The 23,182-nt window shown below is 64.7% G+C and carries 19 protein-coding genes; 9 read left to right on the top strand and 10 right to left on the bottom strand.

Annotated elements, in window-relative coordinates; genetic code table 11:
- Nucleotides 1-126 precede the first annotated feature (126 nt).
- Nucleotides 127-924, bottom strand: a complete 798-nt coding sequence (locus GWG67_RS13665; RefSeq protein WP_275169846.1) for an enoyl-CoA hydratase/isomerase family protein — start codon at nt 922-924, stop codon at nt 127-129.
- Nucleotides 925-985: 61 nt separating this feature from the next.
- The gene (locus GWG67_RS13660; RefSeq protein WP_275169845.1) at nt 986-2,185 is read right to left on the bottom strand and encodes an alanine--glyoxylate aminotransferase family protein; all 1,200 of its coding nucleotides are present in this window, start codon (nt 2,183-2,185) and stop codon (nt 986-988) included.
- A gap of 316 nt (nt 2,186-2,501) precedes the next feature.
- Between GWG67_RS13660 and GWG67_RS13655 the strand changes: the two genes are divergently transcribed.
- From GWG67_RS13655 to GWG67_RS13635, 5 genes are all read left to right on the top strand, one after another.
- Entirely contained in the window at nt 2,502-5,438 is a 2,937-nt protein-coding gene (locus tag GWG67_RS13655) for an FAD-binding and (Fe-S)-binding domain-containing protein (RefSeq protein ID WP_275170194.1), read from the top strand.
- Nucleotides 5,431-5,859 (top strand): heme-binding protein, encoded by a 429-nt coding sequence (locus GWG67_RS13650; RefSeq protein WP_275169844.1) that lies wholly within the window; start codon nt 5,431-5,433, stop codon nt 5,857-5,859. The genes GWG67_RS13655 and GWG67_RS13650 overlap by 8 nt, the downstream gene beginning before the upstream one ends.
- A gap of 469 nt (nt 5,860-6,328) precedes the next feature.
- Nucleotides 6,329-6,502 (top strand): hypothetical protein, encoded by a 174-nt coding sequence (locus tag GWG67_RS13645; protein WP_247411853.1) that lies wholly within the window; start codon nt 6,329-6,331, stop codon nt 6,500-6,502.
- Nucleotides 6,503-6,613: 111 nt separating this feature from the next.
- Nucleotides 6,614-7,576, top strand: coding sequence for a hypothetical protein (locus tag GWG67_RS13640; protein ID WP_247411850.1), 963 nt, complete (start codon nt 6,614-6,616; stop codon nt 7,574-7,576).
- Between the two features lie 166 nt (nt 7,577-7,742).
- Complete coding sequence (locus tag GWG67_RS13635) at nt 7,743-9,299, top strand: AAA family ATPase (RefSeq protein ID WP_275169843.1); 1,557 nt, start codon at nt 7,743-7,745, stop codon at nt 9,297-9,299.
- A 129-nt stretch (nt 9,300-9,428) separates the two neighbouring features.
- Here GWG67_RS13635 and GWG67_RS13630 read toward each other — a convergent pair whose 3' ends face one another.
- The 7 genes from GWG67_RS13630 to GWG67_RS13600 form a co-directional block, all read right to left on the bottom strand.
- Nucleotides 9,429-10,568 (bottom strand): hypothetical protein, encoded by a 1,140-nt coding sequence (locus GWG67_RS13630; protein WP_275169842.1) that lies wholly within the window; start codon nt 10,566-10,568, stop codon nt 9,429-9,431.
- Between the two features lie 416 nt (nt 10,569-10,984).
- Nucleotides 10,985-11,797 carry a hypothetical protein gene (locus GWG67_RS13625; RefSeq protein WP_275169841.1) on the bottom strand — a complete coding sequence of 271 codons (813 nt, stop codon included), beginning with the start codon at nt 11,795-11,797 and terminating at the stop codon, nt 10,985-10,987.
- Between the two features lie 145 nt (nt 11,798-11,942).
- Nucleotides 11,943-13,166 (bottom strand): hypothetical protein, encoded by a 1,224-nt coding sequence (locus GWG67_RS13620; RefSeq protein WP_275169840.1) that lies wholly within the window; start codon nt 13,164-13,166, stop codon nt 11,943-11,945.
- A 5-nt stretch (nt 13,167-13,171) separates the two neighbouring features.
- Entirely contained in the window at nt 13,172-13,600 is a 429-nt protein-coding gene (locus GWG67_RS13615; RefSeq protein ID WP_275169839.1) for a hypothetical protein, read from the bottom strand.
- Nucleotides 13,601-13,686: 86 nt separating this feature from the next.
- Complete coding sequence (locus GWG67_RS13610) at nt 13,687-14,322, bottom strand: hypothetical protein (protein WP_247411811.1); 636 nt, start codon at nt 14,320-14,322, stop codon at nt 13,687-13,689.
- Between the two features lie 500 nt (nt 14,323-14,822).
- Nucleotides 14,823-15,605: an enoyl-CoA hydratase/isomerase family protein gene (locus GWG67_RS13605; RefSeq protein WP_275169838.1), complete on the bottom strand. Its 783-nt coding sequence runs from the start codon at nt 15,603-15,605 to the stop codon at nt 14,823-14,825.
- A gap of 133 nt (nt 15,606-15,738) precedes the next feature.
- Entirely contained in the window at nt 15,739-17,829 is a 2,091-nt protein-coding gene (locus tag GWG67_RS13600) for a molybdopterin-dependent oxidoreductase (RefSeq protein ID WP_275169837.1), read from the bottom strand.
- Nucleotides 17,830-18,081: 252 nt separating this feature from the next.
- Here GWG67_RS13600 and GWG67_RS13595 point away from each other — a divergent pair, with 252 nt between their 5' ends.
- Genes GWG67_RS13595 through GWG67_RS13580 form a run of 4 tightly spaced genes read left to right on the top strand, consistent with a single transcriptional unit; the run spans nt 18,082 to nt 22,354 of the window.
- The gene (locus tag GWG67_RS13595) at nt 18,082-19,038 is read left to right on the top strand and encodes a tripartite tricarboxylate transporter substrate binding protein (protein WP_275170193.1); all 957 of its coding nucleotides are present in this window, start codon (nt 18,082-18,084) and stop codon (nt 19,036-19,038) included.
- A gap of 15 nt (nt 19,039-19,053) precedes the next feature.
- Nucleotides 19,054-19,524 (top strand): (2Fe-2S)-binding protein, encoded by a 471-nt coding sequence (locus tag GWG67_RS13590; RefSeq protein ID WP_275169836.1) that lies wholly within the window; start codon nt 19,054-19,056, stop codon nt 19,522-19,524.
- Nucleotides 19,521-21,659, top strand: a complete 2,139-nt coding sequence (locus tag GWG67_RS13585) for a molybdopterin cofactor-binding domain-containing protein (RefSeq protein WP_275169835.1) — start codon at nt 19,521-19,523, stop codon at nt 21,657-21,659. The genes GWG67_RS13590 and GWG67_RS13585 overlap by 4 nt, the downstream gene beginning before the upstream one ends.
- Complete coding sequence (locus GWG67_RS13580; protein WP_275169834.1) at nt 21,656-22,354, top strand: substrate-binding domain-containing protein; 699 nt, start codon at nt 21,656-21,658, stop codon at nt 22,352-22,354. Before GWG67_RS13585 ends, GWG67_RS13580 begins: the two co-directional genes overlap by 4 nt.
- A gap of 9 nt (nt 22,355-22,363) precedes the next feature.
- Here the strand turns inward: GWG67_RS13580 and GWG67_RS13575 are convergent, their stop codons facing one another.
- Nucleotides 22,364-23,170: an SDR family NAD(P)-dependent oxidoreductase gene (locus GWG67_RS13575; protein WP_275169833.1), complete on the bottom strand. Its 807-nt coding sequence runs from the start codon at nt 23,168-23,170 to the stop codon at nt 22,364-22,366.
- Between the last annotated feature and the right edge of the window lie 12 nt (nt 23,171-23,182).

Here is a 23,182-nt window from a genome sequence, read left to right as displayed (position 1 = left end):
CCCTGGTTATTGTTTGGCTTGTTGCCAGGAATTCGATGCATTTTGCGGACGAATGCTGGCGAGTTCAAGCCGGCGCGCATCGCGCCGCCTATGACTTTTGGCTGACGAAGCCAAGCGGGATCCGCGCTACTTGCCCTTCCAGTTCGGCGTGCGCTTGTTGAGGAAGGCGTCCATTCCCTCGCGGAAATCTTCGCTCATATAGGCCTTGAGGATCAGATCCTCGCCCTCTTCGCGCGATAGCGTGCGGCGGATGCGGCGCACTGCCTCCTTGGTCGCTTCAAGCGTCAGCGGGGCGTGGCTCGCCACGAGCCTGGCAGTCTCGTCGGCGCGGCGCTGCAGCGTCTCGACATCAGGGACGATCTCGTTGAGGAGACCGAGCGCCAGTGCTTCCGGCGCCTCGACGAGGCGCGCCTTGAAGATCAGATCCTTGGTGCGGGCGGGGCCGACCAGCGAGACGACGCGACTGATATTCGACATTGACAGGCAGTTGCCGAGCGTACGCGCGATCGGAAACCCGATGCGCGTCGTTTCAGTCCCGATGCGGAGGTCGCAGCAGGCCGCAATTCCGGCGCCGCCGCCAGTGCAGGCCCCCGCGATCGCCGCGATCACGGGCACGCGGCACTGCTCAAGCGTGCCGAGCACGCGGTCGATGCGGGCCTCATAGTCGAGCGCATCCTGCGCGGTTTTGAACGCACGGAACTGGGAAATGTCGGTGCCGGAGGCAAACGCCTTGTCGCCGGCGCCGGTCAGGATCAGCGCCTTGATCGAGCGGTCGGCGTTGATCTCCTGGCAGATCTCCGCCATGCGCTCGTACATGGCGAAGGTCAGTGCGTTGCGCGCCTGCGGGCGATTGAAGGTGATCCGCGCGATGCCGTCCGTGACGGAGTAGAGCAGGTCTTCGCTGGCAGTCGTCGGTGCGTTCATCGCGCGCTCTCTTTTCTCGAAGTTGGTTCAGGCAAGCTGAGGCTTCAGGCCACCTGAGCCCTTAGGCCACCTGAGCCTTGGCCATCGGCAGCGCGTCACGTCCCTTCAGGACGTCCATGGCCGCCAACACGCCGCCGCTCCGGTGCGGGATCTTTGCAAGATCGAGGCCCATCTCGACGCCGGCGAGCGTGCCCATCAGCATCAGGTCGTTGAAATGGCCGATATGGCCGATGCGGAACACCTTGCCCTTGACCTTGTTCAGGCCAGTGCCGAGCGACATGTCGAAGTTTTCCAGCACCACCTTGCGGAAGGCATCGGCGTCATGGCCATCAGGCACGCGCACGCCGGTGAGCGCCGGCGAATGCGCGGCAGGATCGGCGCACTGCGTCTCCAGGCCCCAGACCTTGATTGCGGCACGCGTCGCCGCGCTGTGGCGCTTGTGGCGTGTCCAGACGTTCTCGAGCCCCTCCTCTTCCAGCATCTTGATCGCCTCGCGCAGGCCGTAGAGCAGATTGGTCGCGGGCGTATAGGGGAAAGTGCCGAGCTTGTTGAAGCTGATGACCTCTTGCCAATCCCAATAGGAGCGCATGCCGGGGTTGGCCTTGGCCACCGCGAGCGCCTTTTCCGAGACGGCGTTGAAGCCGAGGCCCGGCGGCAGCATCAGGCCCTTCTGGGAGCCCGCGACCGAAACGTCGATGCCCCAGGCATCGTGCTCGTACTCCATCGAGCCGAGGCCGGAGATGGTGTCGACCATCAGCAGCGCCGGATGCTTGACCCGGTCGAGCAGCTTGCGCACTTCGAGCGGCGGCGTCACGCAGCCGGTCGAGGTCTCGTTGTGGACGACGCAAACCGCCTTGATGATGTGCTGCTTGTCGGCGGCAAGGCGCTTCTCCATCTCGGCGAGGTCGGCACCATGGCGCCAGTCGCTCGGGATGAAGTCGACGTCGAGCTTGAACTTGTCGGCGATGCCGCGCCACAGCACGGCGAACTGGCCGGTCTCGCACATCAGCACCTTGTCGCCGGGCGCGAGCACGTTGACCATCGCAGCTTCCCAGGCCCCGGTACCGGACGAGGGGAAGATGATCACGGGCTGCTTGGTGCGGAACACCCGCTGCATGCCGGCGAGGACGGCGAAACCGAGCTCGGCGAACTCCGGACCGCGATGGTCCAGCGTCGGCATGTCCATCGCCCGCAGCACCCGGTCGGGCACGTTGGTCGGTCCTGGAATCTGGAGAAAATGCCTTCCAGTATGCACGGTCATCGGCGTCCTTCCCGGTCTTTGAGTCTGTCTTTTGCGTCTGTCTCTTGAGTCTGTCTTGGCTTTGAGCCCAGCCTGACTTCGAGCCCTTTGGCCTCAAGGGGCTGCGAGCCGCTCGAATATCACTATTCGCCGGGCTTGTCCCTCGCCGGGCGGGGTCCGTCAATGCACAAGAAGCAGGGCTCGCCTTGCCAAGGGCCGTGACCGGAGGCAAGACGGGGGCGGCGAACAGGCAAGAGCGGATATGGCAGCGGAAGTGCCCGGGAAATCACAGGAATCGGCCAAAAAGGACGGCCTTGCCGCACGTCTGGCCCGGGAAATGACCGGCGACGTCCTGTTCGACGCTTTCAGCCGGGGCCGCTACGCCACGGACGCGTCCTTCTACCAGATCATGCCCTATGGCGTGGTGGTGCCGCGCACCATGGACGAGGGCCTGCGGGCACTGGCAATCGCGCGCGACGAGGGACTGAAGGTGACCCCGCGCGGCGGCGGCACCTCGCAATGCGGCCAGACCGTCAATGACGGCCTCGTGGTCGATCTCTCGAAGCACCTGAACCGGATCCTGTCGCTCGACGTCGAAGGGCGCACCTGCGTGGTCGAACCCGGCATCGTGCTCGACGACCTCAACCGCCAGCTGAAGAAACACGGCCTCTGGTTTCCGGTCGACGTCTCCACGGCGTCGCGCGCCACCATCGGCGGCATGGCCGGCAATAATTCCTGCGGCGGCCGTAGCTTGCGCTACGGCACCATGCGCGACAACACGCTGTCGATGGAGGCCGCGCTCGCTGACGGCACGCTGAGCCGCTTCGGCGAGGTGTCGCGCGATCTCTCCGATCTCGGTGCGAACGACAGCGCGCGTGCCCTGTTCCGCGACATGCTCGATCTCGGCACCCGAGAGGCCGGGGAGATCGCCGCGCGCTTTCCAAAAGTGCAGCGTCGTGTCGGCGGCTACAATCTCGATGCGCTGGTGCCGCGCAATGCGCGCAACAACATGGCCCACCTTCTCGTCGGCTCCGAGGGCACCCTCGCCTTCACCACCAAGGTCGAGCTGAAGCTGTGGCCTGTGATCCGCAACAAGGTGCTCGGAATCTGCCATTTCGGCAGTTTTTACGAGGCGATGGACGCGGCCCAGCATCTGGTCAAGCTCAAGCCTATTGCAGTCGAGCTGGTTGACCGCACCATGCTCGCGCTCGGCCGCGACATCGCGATGTTCCGGCCCATCATCTCCGCCGCGATCAAGGGTGATCCGGATGCGGTGCTCGTGGTCGAGTTCGCCGAGGAGGATCAGGCGGACAATTTCGTGCGCCTGAAGCAGCTCGGCGAGCTGATGGGCGATCTCGGCTTCGGCTGGAACAACGACAAGCGCAAATGGGGCGGCGTGGTGGAAATCACCGAACCCGCGCTGCAGAGCGGGATCGCCGATTTCCGCGCCGCCGGCCTCAACGTCATGATGTCGATGAAGCAGGAGGGTAAGCCGGTCTCCTTCGTCGAGGACTGCGCCGTGCCGCTGCCGCATCTCGCCGACTACACCGCGCGGCTGGGCGAGGTGTTTGCCAAGCACGGCACCAGCGGCACGATGTATGCTCACGCCTCCGAAGGCTGCCTGCATGTACGGCCCGTGCTGAACTTGAAGCTGGAGAAGGACGTCAAGGCGATGCGGGCCATCGCCGAGGAAGCCTTCGAACTGGTGCGCGAATACAAGGGCTCGCATTCCGGCGAGCACGGCGATGGCCTGGTGCGCTCCGAATTCCACGAAACGATGTTCGGCCAGCGCCTGGTCGCCGATTTCCGCGAGGTGAAGCAGCGCTTCGATCCCGGTGGCGTGCTCAATCCCGGCAAGATCGTCGACGCTCCCAGGATGGACGATCGTTCGCTATTCCGCTTCAAGCCCGAGTATCGCGTCGCTGAGCTCAAGACAAAACTCGACTGGTCCGCTTATCCCGGGGCCGGCGGCGGCTTTCAGGGCGCGGTCGAGATGTGCAACAACAACGGCGCCTGCCGCAAGCTCGAGGGCGGCGTGATGTGTCCGTCCTACCGCGCGACGCGCAATGAGAAGGACGTGACGCGAGGCCGCGCCAACACCCTGCGCCTCGCGATCTCCGGCCAGCTTGGCGCGGGCGCGCTCTCCTCCGACGAGATGATGGAGACGCTAAAGCTTTGCGTGTCTTGCAAGGCCTGCCGCCACGAATGCCCGACCGGCGTCGACGTGGCCAAGATGAAGATCGAGGTGCTCGCCGCGCGCGCGGCCTCGCATGGCCTGACCTTGCGCGACCGGCTGGTCGGCTACCTCCCGCGCTATGCCGGCCTCGCGTCGCGCTTCGCGCCGCTGGCGAATTTGCGCAACCGCAGCCCGCTTTTGCGAAAGCTGTTCGAGCGTTTTGCCCGCATCAGCGCCCGCCGCACGCTGCCCGCCTTCCGCAGCGACGTGTTCGTGCCGCCGGCCGAAACGGTCGGACCGGAAACCAGCCGCGAGGTCGTGCTGTTCGCCGATACCTTCAACCGCATCTATGAACGCGAGAACCTCGAGGCCGCGCTGCGCGTGCTCGCGGCCGGCGGCTACCGCGTGCATCTGCCGAGACCCGCAAGCGGCGGCCGTCCGCTGTGCTGCGGCCGGACCTTCCTTTCCGCCGGTCTCGTCGACGAAGCCAAAGTCGAGCTCGATCGTCTTGTCGCCGCCTTCGCGCCGTTTGCCGCGCGCGGCGTGCCGATCGTCGGCCTCGAGCCAAGCTGCCTCTTGACCTTGCGCGACGAGCTCGCCTCGCTCCGCAAGGACGATGACACCAAGGCCGTCGGCGCCCACGCGCTGACCTTCGAGGAATTCCTGGTGCGCGAGGCCGAGGCCGGCCGGCTGCAACTGCCGCTCGGCAGCGTTGCCGACAAAGCCCTGGTGCACGGCCATTGCCATCAAAAATCCTTTGGCGCGTTCAAGCCGGTCGAGCAGGTGCTGCGCCTCATTCCCAACCTCGAGGTCGAGACCATCGAGTCGAGCTGCTGCGGCATGGCCGGCGCCTTCGGCTATGGCGCGGACACCTACGATGCCTCGATCGAGATGGCCGAGCTCTCGCTGCTACCCGCCGTGCGGCGCGCGGACCAGAATACGCTCGTTGTTGCCGACGGCACCTCCTGCCGGCACCAGATCCACGACGGCGCCCAGCGCGAAGCGCTTCACGTCGCGCGCGTGCTGGCGATGAGCCTTGATCGTGCGAAGACCCAATCCACAATCCCTCCCCTCGCAAAGGAAACCAGCCATGGCTGACCTCACCCTCGACACCGCCCGCAAGATCCTCGACGCCGCCTTCGCGAAATCCACCGAGCTGAAGCTGAAGCCGCTCGTCGTCACCGTCCTCGACGCCCGCGGCGTGCTCAAGATCGCCGCGGCGCAGGACGGCACCAGCCTAATGCGCGCCGAGATCGCCCACGGCAAGGCCTATGGCGCGCTCGCCATGGGCCTCGGCTCACGCGCCCTGTTCCAGCGCGCGCAGGAGCAGGCCTATTTCATCGACGCCGTGAACACCATGGCCAAGGGCGCGCTGGTGCCGGTCCCCGGCGGCGTGCTGATCATGGACGGCACGACCCTGCTCGGCGCGGTGGGTGTGTCGGGCGACACGTCCGACAATGACGAAGCTTGTGCGGTGGCGGGCATCCAGGCCGCGGCCCTAAAGGCCAACGCTGGGTAGCGATGTCCCCCTCGAGCGCTGCGCACCGGAAAAATGTCACAGATAAAGTTGCGGAGAGGACATTAGCATCATCCGCCTGCCTCAATAGAATTTACCGCGCCTGCTGCGTGCGCGACCGGTCGATCGACTGATTAGAGTCGTCGCGCCTATTGAGATAACGACGGATGGCCCTCAAACTTTCGTTCGCGGTCTTTACTATCAAACTGGGAGCAAAGATATCTCTGAGCAGCATTCCGCCATCCCCAGGCCGGCTGGTAGCGAGGTTGTCGCCTTGTCAAGCGAGCTGCACAATTGGAGGGGAAAATCGCCCGGGGCGAATTTCGGGAAAATCGACAAATATTTGGACTTTGCGCCCGGCCACATTTTGTTCTATGTTTGTCCGGCCTACGCATAACCGCAAGGGCGGCCGCCGCCGATGGTTCAGATCGGACGGCGACCTAACCACAGCAGACTAACCAGGAGTCTACCAATGGCTATCGGCCAGTATATTGCCGATTCGTCGGCGAATTTCTCTTTTGATCTTCTTGTTCCCTCCCAGATGGCTGTCCGGTCGCGCCTTGCGCACTCGGAGCTCATGAGCTCGTCGGGCCGCCTGACGCGCGTGGATGGCGGCGTTTCGCTGTCGTGGATCGCGATCCACTAGCCTCGCCCCCCATCGAGCTTTCCGAACGGCACAGCTTCTCGGCACGCAAGGTGTCGGGACTGCTGCCGTTCGGATTTCAACGGACATTCGATCGAACAGGAGATCTTCAACATGTCTTACTTCAAGGACAAGCCGCTCATCAGCACGCGCACCACGAGCCATGTGCACCGCCCGTATGGAGGTGTTGCCGACGTTCGCGAGATCATCGACCGCGCCGCCCATGTCAAAGTTCTGGTGTTCCCGATGAGCCTCGGCCCCAAGCTCGTGGCGAGCGAGCTCGCCTGCCCGGCTTTTTATGCCATGACCGGCGACGTTCAGGACGGCAACGTTCCGATCTATCTCGGCGAGACGAACTGCTTCAGCCGGCGGCTCGGTGAACACCTTGCCGATCCGCAGAAGGCGTGGGCCCGCCAGGTGGTGGTGGTGCGCGGGACCTCGAAGGAGGTGCGCTTCACGAAAGAGACCGCAGCCTACCTGCAGTTCTGGCTGACGCATGCGGCCGATCGCTGCGGCGTCATGAAAGTGGTCGCGGGCAGCCCGCCACGGATGCCCGAGATCGATCCGCTGGACCTGCCGCTGCATGAGCGCATGCTCGAAGACGCACAGCGCTTGCTGTTCGATGCCGGCTTGACCGCATTCGAACCGCCGCCGGGCGGCATGCCACAGGTGGACGCGCCGGTGCTGTCGCCGGAGGCGGCTGACGATGTAGAGAGCGGCCCGATGGAGATCGACGTGCACCTGTCGCCTGGCGGCGCGGAGTTCGAGTTGCGTTATGATGAGACGATCTGGGCGCGCGGCTATCCCGCCAACGACCGATTTGTCGTGGCGGCCGGCTCGGATTTCCGCATCGCCACCAATCCGAGCGCGAGCCCGGTGACCCGGGCACGTCGAGCCGCCTTGTTCGAGGCCGGCGTGCTGACGCCGATCCCGGGAGCCATAGATCGCATGCGGATCACCGTCGACATCGCCTTCCCCTCGATGGCGACCGCCGCCAAGGCCGTCTGCGGGGCGCATGTCGACAGCTCGAAGTGGCGGCCGGTCGATCCGACGCAGCGCCCGGTGATGCAGCTCTAGACCTGAGCGCGACTGGACGCTGCGGAAGGTTTTCTGCAGCGTCCATGTTCGTCGTTTGCGTAGGCGGGGCCTTGCCCTCCTCCGCAATGGCAAGAGCGATCCGCGATTTTTCACAGTAGGACCGGCTGGCGCCGTGTTTCGGCGTCGACGCGAGCCGAGCAATCTCATGATCGATGATCTGGATGACCTGCCGCCGAGCGACCTCGATGAGGAGGTCATCGAGGGCGCGGCCGAGGATTCCGCATCCGGCGAGCAGGCCACTGCCAGCTTGCCACGGGTGCTGCGCTACGCTGTTCTGGCCTCGCGCGCCGACCATTCGGTCTACCAGCGCCTCGCCGCCGAAATCGAGACGGTCTGCCCGGGCATCGCCCTGACGGAGACATGGATCGACACGCCCGACGCCGCAAGCGGATGCGCGCTTGCCGTCGAGCTCGACCACCGGGCGGTCCGCGAAGACAAGCCGGAGTGCCGGAGCCTTGCCGATGGCGTGCGGCTGATCTCGCTGGCGCTACCTCGCGACAGGGGGCTCGACGAAGAGCACCGCCGTGTCGCAAGCGCGCTTGTTGCCGCCTTTCACAAACTTCCGCCGTCCATCCCCCTCGAGCTCGCCGCCGAGATCGAGGCCCTCGTTTATGGCTGGGCGGCACTGCCAGTCTGCGCGCACGAAGTTATAGGTGCCTTTCAGACGCCCGCAATCCGGGCAGCTGCGATGCTCGGCGCCAGCATGGCGCGGCGCAGGATCGAGGAAGCCGAGGAGACAGCATTCGCCCGCTCGCGGGAGCGTCTGCGTAAAGCCGACGAGCGGGAGGCCATGCGCAGCGACGCCAGTAGTGAGAGGCCGCTGCTGGACGTTCCCGAGGGGCATGTCATCGTGGTGCGAACGGATCCGGTCACCATGACGGGCTATAAATTGAAGGAGATCGTCACGCCCTTGAAAGGCCTGATCGATGTACCCTTGCCGCTGATCAAGACACCGGCGCTTGCGGAAGTGCGCCGCCAGTTGATGGCGGAATTCAGCTACGCGGCCAATGTCGTCGATTTTGTGCTATCCGACCTCGTCGGTCGCCCCACGATCGCCTTCCGCCCGCTGCTGATGGTGGGGCCGCCCGGGAGCGGGAAGACGCGTTTCGCGCAACGGCTGCAGCAGCTGCTTGGCGTCGGCATGTGGCGGACTGATTCAAGTGGAGCCGATGGCGCGGCGTTCTCCGGAACAGACCGCAGATGGGCGACCGCGCAGCCGTGCCATCCGCTTCTGGCGATCGCGCGCGCTCGGCATGCCAACGTAATGATCCTGCTCGATGAGCTCGACAAAGCCGCGACGGGGCGAGACCATGGCCGCCTGTTTGATTGCCTTCTTGGGTTCCTCGAAATCGACTCGGCGCGGCAATATCCGGACCCCGCACTGCAGACCCCCGTTGACCTGCGACACGTTTGCTACGTTGCTACGGCGAATTTCATCGACAACCTGCCCTCTCCTTTGCTCGATCGCTTCCGCAAGATAGACTTTCCCAAGCCGACGGAGGCCGACCTTCTGGCTCTCATCCCCGCGGTGATCACCGATATCCTGCGCGACCAGGGTATGGACCGGCGCTGGATCGAGGGCCTGAGCCCGAGCGAAACTTCCGCCATCGCGCACCATTGGCGCGGCGGATCAGTGCGACGGCTCCGCCGCCTCCTCGAGATCGTGTTGCGCCAGCGCGAGGTCAACGCAAGCCGCCATTGAACGATAGCTCCGATCCCCCTGTGCCACAGCGGGTAAGGTCTCAGGCGTTGTCATCCAAAGTCCCCCGCGGGATCAGCCCTGTCTCTTGAGGACGCTTTCAAAGGCTCGCAACCGCATGAACTTCCGTCACTAAGGACTCCAGTCGGAAACTCGCACATCTTCCACCTCCCCGCGCTGCGCGATCTCAATGTTCGGCGGAATGTCCTCGGCCGCCGAGGTGACGATCTTCCCCGCGGCTTGCATCAAATCGAGCTCCGGTCTGACCATCCACCCAGCATCCTGGCACAGCAGCGAAATCGCTTTTTCCAAAATGGACTCGGCTCGGGCAAGACGGTGAATGCGGATGGCGATTTCGTCCGGGGAAATCGGCTCGCCCGAGCCTGTACGGCCCGGTTGGTAGATCAGCGATAGACGTTCCGTCTTCAGACGAGCCAACGGCCGCTCTATCGCATCGATCCTCTTCTGCAAATCGAGGCGGGCGCGCCGATCAGCATCGGACGGCTTCAGGACCTCGGCCGAAGCATCTGACGAGGCAGCATCGAGTGGGTTGCCTTCATCGGCGTGAAGTAACCGGGGGATCCGGCGCTGCGCCTCGTGATAAGCAACCGAGACCTCCTGCCTGAGAATGCGATGCAAGGCACCAACGAACAACTGCGGATGGTGAAACGCGATCACTCTCGGCGCATTCCCCGGTTTGACCGCCACGTTGTTGCGGCCCAGGAACGAGGCGAATTCGGCTTCCGTCGCTGAACTCTTCCACAGGCGTTTCAGCTCCGACTGAAACCTGGGCAGCGGGAAGTCAACAGCCTGAGCCGCTCGGCGCATGGAATCGGTCATGCGCGGCGCATCGATGACCGGCACGACCCCGAGTTCGTCGATAAGCCAGTCGGCAACGTGACCGTTGCCATCGGCGCGAAGCGCCTCGATGACCGACTTTTGCCAACGGCTCGGGACGGCCTCGCCCTCGATCAGGTAGGCCGCGAGCGCCATGACTTTGTGGAGTCTCGGTGCATGATGGCGCATGTCCAGCGCGCGAAAAGTTTGAGGGGAAACGTGGCCCAACAGCAGGTGCAGATGATTTGCACCTCCTCCAGCACGCGGCTTGTCGTTGTGGGCGAACACCATCAACGGGTGGTCATGTGCCTTGAGTTCTGTGAGGACGAGATCGACGACCTTCGCCACTTCGTCCGCCGTCAGCGTACGCCGGGGCGAAATATAGAGATGCCAGAGCGCAATCTCGGCGCGGGACGCAGCCGTCAGGGCCGCCATGACTTGCATCCCGTCGATGGTCCGACGAACGCAGAGATTGCGCATCTCGAGGAGTTCTGGACGCTGATCCTTGTCCTTCCAGAGGTGTGCATCGAGGCGGCGGGCGTCCGTTGCTTCGCCAATGGCTTTTTCCGGCCCTGCTTGGAGCTGTTTACACCCACGTGATTTTGCTCCAGAAGGCGTCCATCCAGCGGCCGATGAGCCGCAGCCGGTGCTCGCACGGGCCGATCCGGCTTCGACGGATACGGACCCGGAGTTTGAGGACTTGCTCGCGTTCAGCCCGCGTCAGCATCTGAAACTCCCGTGGCGGATCTAGCAGCAAGGAAATCAGGCTGGTCGATCGAGCGAGGCGCCGGACCAGCGTGCAAGAAGCCGCGGCTCCGCGCTGTTCGGCTCGTGCGAAGGTCGGCCCAAGCTTAATTGGCATCGGGAAACCTGAGCCCGCGCGAGGCCTCCTCCATCATCTTTGCGATCCAGTTCGCGATGCGCCGCTGGACCGCCGCCGCCGACAGCCGATCGAGCGGCCGGCCGGAGGCATCGAGCCACAAGGGGGCGAGTTTCGCCGGATCGGCGTTCACGAAATCGACGAGGTTCAATCCTGCACGGTCCACGGGCTGCCACAGACGGTCATCGAGCCGCGGCAGCGCGATCTCCGTCACGCCCGCACGCATCTCGTCGAAGTGCTCCGGCTCCAGGTCGATGATGCCCGGATCGAAATTCGGCGGGAACACGACGCCGACCCGTTCATTGAGCACCCACAGCGGCCGGGCGAGCGGTAGCGCGGTGCGCACTAAGCTCGTGTTCGTCGCCAATGCGCGCATGGCGTCACGATTCGAGGTGGTCACAAGCGCCACGATCATCTGGCCGCCCCCGTCGGCGACCAACTTATCGACGTCCATGTCGCGCAGGAAGCGCAAGACCGTCACGTCCCATGTGGCCGCCGTGTCGAGCACGATGCTGCTACCGCTTGTCACCGCCTGATCGAGGGCGTTAGACAGGGGTGAAAATGCCCGCAACAAAGCAAGCGGATCGTCGGATGCGTCGAGCAGATCGGTGTCGATCTTGGTGACGCTGCCGAGCTTGTCAGCCAACCGCTCAGCGACGTCCGCCGAGAAGACCTCAATCTTGCATCCGCGCGAGCGCAAGATCAGCGCCACGAGTTCGGTAAACAGGCTCTTTCCCTGGCCGCCGATGGCGGACAAGATGACAATGAAGTACCAACCCGGCATCGAGCTGCTTCTCCTCTGTCGGCGAGCAGCTGAATAAGGCATGGCTTGACGAACAAGGCCCCCACGAACCCTATGTGGAAACTGTCGTAGATTGTCGTCATCCGTCGGAAATTGATATCAATCGTCTGAGGACGCCTGGCTCGGCTTACGGGCGGAGCGCGGGCGCGCAGGCTTTTGCAAGGGTGCGGAGGAATCGAAAAGTCGTCCCGGCGCTAGCTGCGGCGGCAAGATCGAGAGTCGGCATCGGCATTCCCGTCGCGCGGGCTTTCGGCGTGCTGCTGACGCCGCCGGCCGGCGAGGCTGACGTGGCATCGAACGGCTTGGAAGAGCCGCCAAGCAGCGCGACATGATGATAGTCGCCCATGCATGCCCGGCGCCAGAGTTCGGCGGCCGAGTCACGGACGGCGCCATGGCAGGCGATCCAGAAGCCGCGTCGACGCCGATGGCGCAGCGTTTCCGCTCGCCCCGACGCGCCGTCCAGGAGTTCCGACAGACGCGTTGCCACGATATGGTGCTGACAGCTCGCGACCCAGATCGTCAACATCGCGGAAACGACGTCGGAACGGATGTTGTCTACGCCAATCGACCCCGCCAGGATATCGACGATCCGAATGATGACGTCCTGAACCGGGCCTTGCGGTCGCTCCGTCATGGGATCCAGAACGGCCTCGAGCACGTCCCAAACCAGACGGGCTCCGGGCGACGGCTCGGCCCAATCACAGAGCGTTCGCCGTCCGCGGTTTTGCCGCTGCGGATCTCGTGTGGCGAGGCACACGCGATCGCGCACATGTTCAAGGAAGCTGGGCGCGACATCTGTCATCCCAGCGATGAAATCTCCGAGCCGCCTTCTCAGATCGCCCGCAGCCGGCGTGGCCAAACCTTCGAAAAAATACGTCGTCGCCGCGTCAAATGGGAAGGGTGTCGACCTGACGGCCACCAAATGCGGTTGGCCCGGGACCTGGCGCAGCGCCGCATTCACAACATGGGGCTCGACGGGCGCAGCTACGACGACCGTCCGGGAAGAAACTGCGCAACTGACGGCATTCTTCAGCACTTCAGCGGTGACAGGCGCCATGTCGCAGTTCGAGAATGGATAACGCCCGATCAGCGCGTCGAAAGTCTCAGGCAATATCTCGGACGGAATGCAGGCGACGCCGGTGTGAGCCGCGTGATGCGCCGCATCTACGAGCACGGACAGCTGCGAGATGACTTCCCCGATACGAGCCGAGGCGTCGCGCCGCGCGCTCCGGCACTGAAACAACGACGCGGCCCGGTCGAGGGCTTCGAGATGGACCGCGACATCCGCCGAAGGACGGCGGACCCGGAGGACGAGGCTCTTAACTTCGGCACGATCCTCCTCGATAAGCATGCGCGCTACCGTTTTCCACGACGGAAGAGATCGTCTATTGCGTTGTGGATCCGGGCCTGGTCGATACGGTGCTTAAACCTTTCAAGTTCGGGCGACGTCGGCTGGTTCTTCGCTGTGCTCGCCGGCGATGGTCCGCCAACATCGGTTGGTCGAACGGACGGCCCCCTCGTTGCCGCTCCGGGCGGCCGATCCTTCTTCCCCTTAGCACGCTTGATGAAGTTGTAGAGCGATTGCCCGGTGAACTCCGCGCCCGTGCGACCTCGCGCCCCCCGGACGTTCAGACCCTCGGCAATCTGCTTGTAGGTCAAGCCATGCTCCAAAATCGCCTCGAACGAGCCGATGTGTTGGTCGATGACCATTTGCGTTTTCGGAACGCCCAACTCGGTCGCGGCCAGCGCAGCAACTATCGGCGTCAACAACTCGTCAAGGATCATCGCGGTGCCATTGCCCTTAGATGATGAACAAAATACCTTCCGTTGGGCTTGCGCGTGGCCCGCCCTTCACGACGTGGAATGCTCGATTAGGGCGCCGGCAGGCTGAGGATCGAGGGCGTCGCCCGCGCAGAGCGGCTCCTGCGAATCTTCGCGGCCGCGCGATCGGCAAGATCCGCCACGAAATGGCGCGCGGACGGCCGCTCCTCAAGAAAAGCGTGCAGCAGCCGGCATTGGTGGGCGTCCAACGCCTCCGTGATCATCGCCGCGATCTGAACCGATTCAGCCGAGTCCGTCTCCATTTTAGCGGAGCCCTCCTTGGCGCGCCGGATCGTCTGCTTCACGAACTCGACTGTCACCCGCTCGCCGCGCCGCACCCGCGCGATCACCTCGTGCACCGTTTCCTCGCTCACCGACGCAGCACCCAGCGCCTGAGCGGCGGTCAGCGGCAGCCGGCACACGACCTCGCCGTGGCGCTGGAACAGATGCGCTGCGTTCATATAGAGTTGCGCCTTCCGCGGCTTGAACCCCAAAACCACGCGACACCACCGCAAGAAAATGCCGTGCCCCAGACCTTCCTTGGCCTCTACCAGCGCGACGCCGATCACAAGTCCGCTGCAGGCCTCCCGCTCCACCCCCTCCTGGATGACGACCTCGAGCTCCGGCAGCCTGTCCCGCATCTGGGGAGGAATCTGGCCATAGTCGAACTGATCGCCGCCCATCATGGTCGTGCGCGCTCCAACGCTCTCTCGTTTGAAGTATCCTCGGCCAGGATACACCAAAACGGAAAAACGTCAATCTTTTCCGTATGATGGCAACTCGGCACGGTCCGGGAAGAAAATCCAAATGCGAAAAGTTTTCGCTTTTGCCGTCAAACTAGAGAGGGAGGACAGCCCGAATGGGAGGAGCTTTGATCCAAGAAATGACCTATAGGCGATCGAGCGCACGCTCATTGATTGCCTGACTAGATGTCCCGTGAGCGGCCGAACGACTGCGACACCAAGAATAGCGCAAACAGAGGAGCGAGTGGCGATGCACGCTTCGGAAGCGCTTCCAAAACGCAACCCGCGCGAAGCGGTCAGGGCATTGCGGTCAGCGGGTCGATGATGGTGGAATTGAGGGCAGGCAGTCTTCCGTCTGCGTTCCCTGCATCAGCACCATAACTAGGTCGTTCGCCATGCACGATCTCAGTCAGCTTAACGAAAGCTGATGACCGGAGCGCCCCTCATCTCCCCGTCCAGACCGGCTTGCGCTTCTCGGCGAATGCCTTCAGGCCCTCCTTGGCGTCCTCGGTCATCGCCAGTAGTGAGATCTGGCTTTCGGTGTAGGCGATGCTCTCGTCGAACGACATCGACGCGATGGCCCGCATGGCGTATTTGCCACGTCGGATGGCGGTCGGGGATTTGTCGACGATACGGCCGATCAGCCAGTCGACCTTGGCGTCGAGCTCGGCCGCAGGCACGACGTAGTTGAGAAGGCCTGCGTCGAGTGCCGCGTCCGCGTCGAACGGTTCGCCGGTCAGCGCCCATTCGTTGACGAGGCGAGGTGGAGCGATGGACTGCAACAGGCTCAACACCTGCATCGGGAATACGCCGACCTTCACCTCGGGCAGGCCGAAGATGACGTGATCGGCGGCGACGGCCATGTCGGCCATGCAGAGCAGGCCCATGCCGCCGGCCATGCAGACGCCGCCAATGCGCGCAATCGCGGGCTTGGTCGCGTTCTGCGACAAGCGCAACAGATCGGCATAGTCGACATTTGGCTTCGAATGATCCATCGCGAAAGCCGCGCCGGAGTTCTGCAGATCCGCGCCGGCGCAGAACGCCTTGTCGCCCGCGCCCGTCAGCACGATGACGCGCACGTCCTTGTCGTCATGCGCGTCGCGATAGCCGCGTGCGATGCCCGCGATGACTTCGCCATTCAGCGCGTTGCGTTTCTCGGGCCGGTTGATGGTGATCCAGAGCGCCTGCCCGCGCTTCTCGGTGATCACGGCTGTGGTGTCGGTCATGGCACGCTCGCTTCCTTGGGCTCCCGTTTAGCGGCCATTTGCGGCAGCTCGGGCGGAAGGTGCAAGGGCAAACTGCGGCGCGGCGCGGCTTTAGCGCCTCGACACAAAGTTGAAAGGCGATCGAAGCGCAGGCTCAGGCCGCGACCGCTTTCCTGATCCAGACCTTGTTGTCGTGGAAAGCGGCGCCGCCGATCGGCGCGATGGTGTCCGCCCCCGTCAGCATGTTGATGCCGCGGTTGCCGATATGGTTCTTGTTGGGATGAACGGACTCCGCGATCAGCACACCCCGCCGCACGCCTTCGAACAGTGTGGCGATCAGCGTGGTCTCGCCGCGGGTGTTGCCGAGCGTCACGGCGTCGCCATGGGCGATGTCGAGCGCGGCGGCATCCAGGGGATGGATCATCACGCTCGCCTTGCCCTCGCGCGCCTGGGAGGACGGCGTCTCGTTGAACGTGGTGTTGAGGAAGCTGCGCGACGGGCTCGTCGCAAGCCGGAACGGATGGGCCTGGTCGGAATGCTCGGTCACCGCCCAATGGTCCGGCAGCGACGGCATCTTGTCGAAATCGCCCATCGTCTGGCCGAACGGCGGATGGGCCCAATCGGCCTTGAAGTGGAATTTCCTGTCGGCATGGGCGAAGCCGTCGAGATAATGCGACGTGCGGAAGTCCGGCTGCAGGTCGCGCCAGAGGTCGGCTTCGAGACCGGCAATATCGCCGTGGTCGCTCAGCTTCAGCGTCGCGTCGATCAATTCACGCGGCGTCAGCTCGAACCCCGGATGCTTGGCGCCAAGCCTCGGCGCCAGCGCCTGCAGGACCTCGTGGTTGGAGCGGCATTGGCCGGGCGGGTCGATCAGCTTCGGCCCGACCGAGATGTGCTGGTGACCACCGCCGTAATAGAGATCGTCATGTTCCATGAACATCGTCGCAGGCAGCACGATGTCGGCCATCTGCGCCGTCTCGGTCATGAACTGCTCGTGCACGGCGACGAACAAATCCTCGCGCGCAAAACCCTGGCGCACCAGCGCCTGCTCCGGCGCAACGGTCATCGGGTTGGTGTTCTGGATCAGCAGCGCCTTGACCGGACCCTTGCCCTGCAGGGCCTTGGAATCGCCCGTGAGGATGCGGCCGATCTGCGACTGGTCGAGCGCGCGGATGGTTGGGTCGATGGCGTCGTGACCTTCGATGATGGATTCGTTGAAGTGCCACAGCGCATAATTGTTGAAGAAGGAGCCTCCGCCTTCATACTGCCAGGCGCCGGTCACCGCGGGAATGCAGTTCGCGGCATGCATCTGCGCCGCGCCGTTGCGCGAGCGGGTGAAGCCGTAGCCGAGCCGGAAGAAGGTCCGCTTGGTCTCGCCAACCAATCTGGCAAAAGCCTCGATCTCCGCCACCGGCACGCCCGAGATCGCGGACGCCCATTCCGGCGTGCGGGTCTTCAGATGCGCCTCGAGCTCGCCAGGGCAATCGGTGTACTTGTCCATATAGGCGCGATCGGCATAGCCGTCGCGGAACAGGACATGCATCACGCCGCAGGCGAATGCGCCGTCGGTGCCCGGCCGCAGGATGATCTTGATATCCGCCTGCTTCATGGTCTCGTTGTCGTAGATGTCGACGGCCGCGATCTTGGCGCCGCGCTCCTTGCGCGCACGGGAGGCGTGCGTCATCACGTTGACCTGCGTGTTGACGGGGTTGGTGCCCCAGATCACCACCAGATCCGATAGCGCCATCTCGCGCGGATCGACGCCGGCGATCTTGCCGGTGCCGATCGCGAACCCGATGCGCCCGACATTGGCGCAGATGGTCTGATAGAACCGCGAATATTTCTTCACATGCGTGAGGCGGTTGAGGCCGTCGCGCATCACCAGCCCCATCGTGCCGGCGTAATAATAAGGCCAGATCGAGTCCGCGCCGAATTCGCGCTCGGCCTGGTTGAAGCGATCCGCAATCTCGTCCAGCGCCTCGTCCCAGCTGATCCGCGCGAATTGGCCGGAGCCCTTCGGCCCGGTGCGGCGCAGCGGATACATCAGCCTCTCAGGGTGATGGATGCGCTCGGCATAACGGGCAACCTTGGCGCAGACCACGCCGGCCGTATAGGTCTGCGTTTTCGAACCGCGGACACGACCGATGCTGCGTCCCTCGACCACCTCGATATCGAGGGCACAGGCCGACGGGCAATCATGCGGACAGGTCGAATGGCGGATTTCGATCTTGGCGTGCTGGTTCATGTCCGATTTGGTAACACCAAAATACCTGTCAGCCGAGGGTATTTTTCCGGCAACGTCCATGCGATTTGCTCAGAACGCGTGCGCCGCCGGTTCCTGCCGCGACCGCGAAGAGCGGCGCCGCCACACCGAAGACCGCCCGATATTCCGGGCACCGTCGGCCTTGTGAGGCGTCGACAGTCCGCCTCCCCTGCCGCTACAGTGCCGGCCAACAAGAACGATATCAGGGAGGTGGGTGTGACGGCCCGACAATTCATGCTGGCGCTGGCCGCCGGCCTGCTCAGCGCATTCTCCGCAGCCCCGTCCCTGGCGCAAGACTATCCCAGCCACGCGGTCCGGATCGTCGTGCCCTTCGGCGCCGGCGGGCCGGCCGATGTCGCGGCCCGGCAGATCGGCAATGCGCTCCAGGAGAGTTTTGGCCAGCCCTTCGTGATCGAGAACCGCACCGGCGCGGGCGGCGTCATCGGCACGGTCGAAGCGGCGAAGTCGCCCGCCGACGGCTACACGCTGTTGATGATGTCCAACACCCAGACCGCGAATGAATCCCTGCTGACGCCGGACAAGCGCAACTACGAGCTGATGCGCGACCTCGCGCCGATCGCACCGGTGAACTCTTCCGATCTCGTCATCGTGGTAAACCCGCAAGTCGCAGCGAAGACTCTGCAGGAGTTCGTCGCCCTCGCCAAGTCGCAGCCGGGTAAACTCAACTACGCCTCCTCCGGCCAGGGCACGCCCTATCACATGGCCGGCGAGCTGTTCAAAGCCATGGCCGGCATCGATCTCGTCCACGTCCCCTACCGCAACAGTGGCGAGGCGCGCAGTGGCGTGATCGGCGGGCAGGTGCAGATGATGATCGACGCGGTGCCGGCGATGGCGCCGAACATCGGCGAGAACCAGGTCCGCGCGCTCGCGACCACCGGCAAGCAGCGCTCAGCGGTGCTGCCGAACGTGCCGACAGCGATCGAGGCGGGCGTAGCAGGCTACGAAGCCACGATCTGGCTCGGCCTGATGGCGCCGGCCGGCACGCCGAAACCTGTGATCGACAAGCTCAATGCCGCCGTGAACGCAATGGTGAAGCGGCCCGACATCGTCAAGCTCTGGACCGCGCAGGGCGCGACGCCCATGTCGATGACGCCGGAGGAATTCGACAAATTCCTGCGCGGCGACATCGAGAAATGGGCCGACGTGGTCAAGAAGTTCGACAAGTCCTGAAGCCGTAGAGCGACAATGCCCACCATTCAATTCCAGCTCAACGGCACGGCGGCGGCCGTTGATGCCGGTCCGGATCAGACGCTGCTCGATGTGCTGCGCGGCCGGCTCGGCGTCACCAGTCCGCATTTCGGCTGCGGGGCCGGCGAGTGCGGCGCCTGCCATGTCATGGTCGGTGATCACGCGATGGCCTCCTGCGACATGCCGATGTGGTCGGTCGCAGACAAGGACATCGTCACGGTGGAAGGCCTCGGCACAGCGGAGCAACCGCATCCGCTGCAACGCGCCTTTATCGCTGAGCAGGCGATGCAATGCGGCTATTGCGTCTCGGGAATCCTGATCAGCGCGGCGGCGCTGCTGAAGCGCAATCCGTCGCCGACGGAGGCGGAGGTGAGAACGGCGCTTGATCGCAATCTGTGCCGTTGCGGATCTCATAACCGCATCGTCCGCGCCGTGCTGCGGGCGGCCTCGGAGATGGCGAGATCATGAGTTCGGCATCCCCTGCCCCGACACTGCCGGTCAGCCTTGCGGCCAATCCAAAGCTGTCTTCCTGGGTGAAGCTCATCGGCGATGGCCGTGTCGCGATCTCGCCCGGCAAGGTCGAGATCGGCCAGGGCATCGTCACCGCCCTGGCGCAGATCGCAGCCGACGAGCTCGACGTCGATATTGGCCGCATCGACATGATCCGGGCGTCCACGGCGGCCAGCCCGAACGAGGGCGTCACCTCGGGCAGCCTTTCGGTCCAGCAATCCGGCCGCGCGCTGCGCCACGCCTGTGCGGAGGTCCGCCAGCGTTTCCTCGTTGCGGCATCCGAACGTCTCGGTGTCGATGCGTCGCTGCTCGAGATCGAAGACGGCGCGATCTCAGGTCCCGGCAATGTCAGGACCAGCTACTGGGAGTTGGCCAGCGACGTTTCGCTCGACCACGACGCCATTGCGGGCGCGACAGCGAAGATTGTCACTAAGCGCACCGTCGCCGGACATTCGGTTCAGCGCGTCGATATTCCTGACAAGGTGTTCGCACGTCCGCGCTTCATTCATGACTGTCCGCTGCCGGACTTGCTGCACGGACGCGTGCTGCGGCCGGACATCTCGGGCGCCAGGCTGATCGCGCTTGACGAAACGGCGACGCGAACCGTTCCCGGCCTCATCGCGATCGTGCGAGACGGGGGCTTTTCTGGGGTGGTTGCCGACAGCGAGGCAGCGGCGGAGGCCGCGCTGAAGGCCTTGCGCAAGGGCGCGGCATGGTCGGCCGGTGAGCCGTTGCCCGACGAAGATGATCTGGCCGGGTTCCTGAAGAGCCAGCCGATCGAAACCACCGTGATCGACCTCAGGACCACTGCGGCAACGACAGAGAATTCTGCTCGCACCCTCCGCCGGCAATACATCCGTCCCTACATCGCGCATGCCTCGATCGCGCCGTCCTGCGCCATGGCACAATGGGCCGGCGACGATCGTGTCCATGTCTGGACCCACAGCCAAGGCGTCTACCTTCTGCGCGCCGACCTCGCGACCGTGCTCAAGCTGCCGGCGGAAAACATCGTCGTCGAGCACATGGAGGGCGCCGGCTGCTACGGACACAATGCTGCCGACGATGTCGCGCTCGATGCCGTGCTGCTGGCGAAAGGGGCCGGCGGCCGTCCTGTGCGTGTGCAATGGTCGCGCCACGACGAGATGTCCCACGCGCCGTTCGGCGCGGCGATGGCGATCGAGATCGAGGCCGATCTCGATGCGGACAACGAGATCGTCGGCTGGCGCCATGCGATCTGGAGCAACGGCCACGCGGCGCGGCCGGGGCGCGCGGCACAGCCCGCGCTGCTTGCCGCAACCGAGATTACGACCCCTTGGCCGCGCATGATTTCGACCAATCCGCCCGCTGCCAGCGGTGGCGGCGGCGATCGCAATTCCGTCCCGCTCTACGACCTCCCGGCCTGGACGGTCACGAGCCACCGGCTGCTGATCATGCCGGTGCGGACCTCAGCGCTGCGAACGCTCGGCGGACAAGGCAATGTGTTCGCCATCGAGTCCCTGCTGGACGAGATCGCCGCCCTCCGCGGCGAAGACCCGATCGCGTTCCGCCTGCGTCATCTGCGCGACGAGCGCGCGAAGGAGGTCATTCGCGCCGCGGCACGACGCGCGCAGTGGAAACCGCAGAAGCAGTCCGGCATCGGTCATGGCGTCGGCTTCGCCCGCTACAAGAACACGGGGGCCTATTGCGCCGCGATTGCGGAGATCGAAGGCACCGATGACATCCGCGTCAAGCGGCTGACGCTGGCGGTCGATGTCGGCGAGGCCATCAATCCCGACGGCGTCATCAACCAGATCGAGGGCGGCGCGATCCAGGCGACGAGCTGGGTGCTGAAGGAACGCGTCCGCTTCGACCGCACGCGCATCACATCGACGTCCTGGACCGACTATCCGATCCTCACCTTCAGCGAGGTGCCGGCGGTGGATGTCGAGATCGTCCAGCGTCCGGAGATCGAGCCGGTCGGCGCCGGCGAGGCCGCCCACGGCCCGGTGACCGCGGCGATCGCGAATGCCGTTTACGATTGCCTCGGCGTGCGCATGCGCGACCTGCCGATCACCCGCGACAAGATCATTGCAGCCATCGAGCTGGCATCGTGACGACAGTGAGCATTTTGAGCGGAGGCGCGGCGCAAGGCCTGGTGCGCGGCCTCAGCGATCCCTTCAAGACACAGACCGGCTTCGGCATCGACGGCGAGTTCGGCGCGGTCGGCATCATGGCCGACAAGCTGCGCACAGGAACGGCCGCCGATCTGGTGATCCTGACGCAGGCGCTGCTTGCAAAGCTTGCCGAAGAGACGCTCGTCATCCCCTCCTCGATCTCGGATGTCGGGCGAGTCGAGACCGCGCTGGCGGTCCGCAGCCGCGAGCCCAAGATGACGGTGAAGACCGAGGCTGACCTGCGCGAGGTGCTGCGCAGCGCCGACGCGATCTACGTCCCGGACACGAAAGCCTCGACGGCGGGACAGCACGTTGCAAAGGTGCTGGATCAGCTCGGCATCGCCTACGAGGTCGCTTCGCGCCTCAAGATCTTTCCCAACGGCGCGACCGCGATGCGGGAGCTTGCGGCGTCCACCGCCGCGCATCCGATCGGCTGCACGCAAGCGACCGAGATCATCGCGACCGACGGCATCGCGCTGTCAGGAGCGCTGCCGCCGGGCTGCGAGCTCGTCACGATGTACACGGCCGGCGTGACCACGCGAGCCGCACATCGGCAAGAGGCGGCCGCGCTGATCGCGTTGCTGACCGGCGCAGACCGCAAGGATCTGCGCCGGCGCGCAGGCTTCACCGGATAGATAACTGCTCTATCTTTGCAACTGGGTGAGGCCGGTCGGCGGACCGTCGACGGCGGTCCAGCCGCCATCGACGAACAGCGTGCTGCCGCTGACATAGCTCGCGGCGTCCGAGGCGAGATAGGCGACGGCGGTGGCGACCTCGTCGGCGCTGCTCCAGCGGTTGAACACGGTGTGGCCGGCGTAGAGATTGTAGATGTCGGGACGCTGCTTGAACGGGCCGGTTAGCGCGGTCTCGGCGATGCTCGGCGCGATCGCGTTGACGCGCACGCCGGAGCGTCCAACCTCGGAGGCAAAGCCCTTCACCAGCAGGCCGATGGCCGCCTTGGTCGAGCCGTAGACGCCGAGGCCCGGCTCGATGGTCACCGCCCGCACCGAGGAGCAGGCAATAATGCTGCCGCCCTTCTGCTCGACCATGATGCGGCCGAAGGCCTGGAAGAACCAGACCGTGCCCTTGATATTGAGGTTGAGGACGCGGTCGAGATCCTCCTCAGTGTAGTCGAGGATAGTCTTGCGGATGTTGAGCCCGGGCGTCGTCACCGCGATGTCGAGCCGCGAGAATTTCTGCATCGCGGTCTTGGCCAGCGCATTGACGTCCGCAGCGTTCGCCGCGTCGCACGCAGCCGCCTCGGCCCAGCCGCCCTTCTCGCGAATGCCGGCGGCGGTTGCTTCGGCGGCGTCGAGCGCGCGATCGGCGCAGACGACACGGGCGCCGAGCCCGGCCAGCGCCTCGGCCGACGACTTGCCGATCCCAGAGGCGGCGCCGAGCACCACGGCCGTCTTGCCGGTGAGATCGAAGAGCTTGCGATAGTCAGTCACGGATAGATTCTC

Origin of the sequence: Bradyrhizobium sp. CSS354, from assembly GCF_029051725.1 — a bacterium.
Lineage (GTDB): Bacteria > Pseudomonadota > Alphaproteobacteria > Rhizobiales > Xanthobacteraceae > Bradyrhizobium.
Note: the sequence above shows the minus strand (reverse complement) of the source record. Positions and strands in the feature narration are given on the sequence as shown.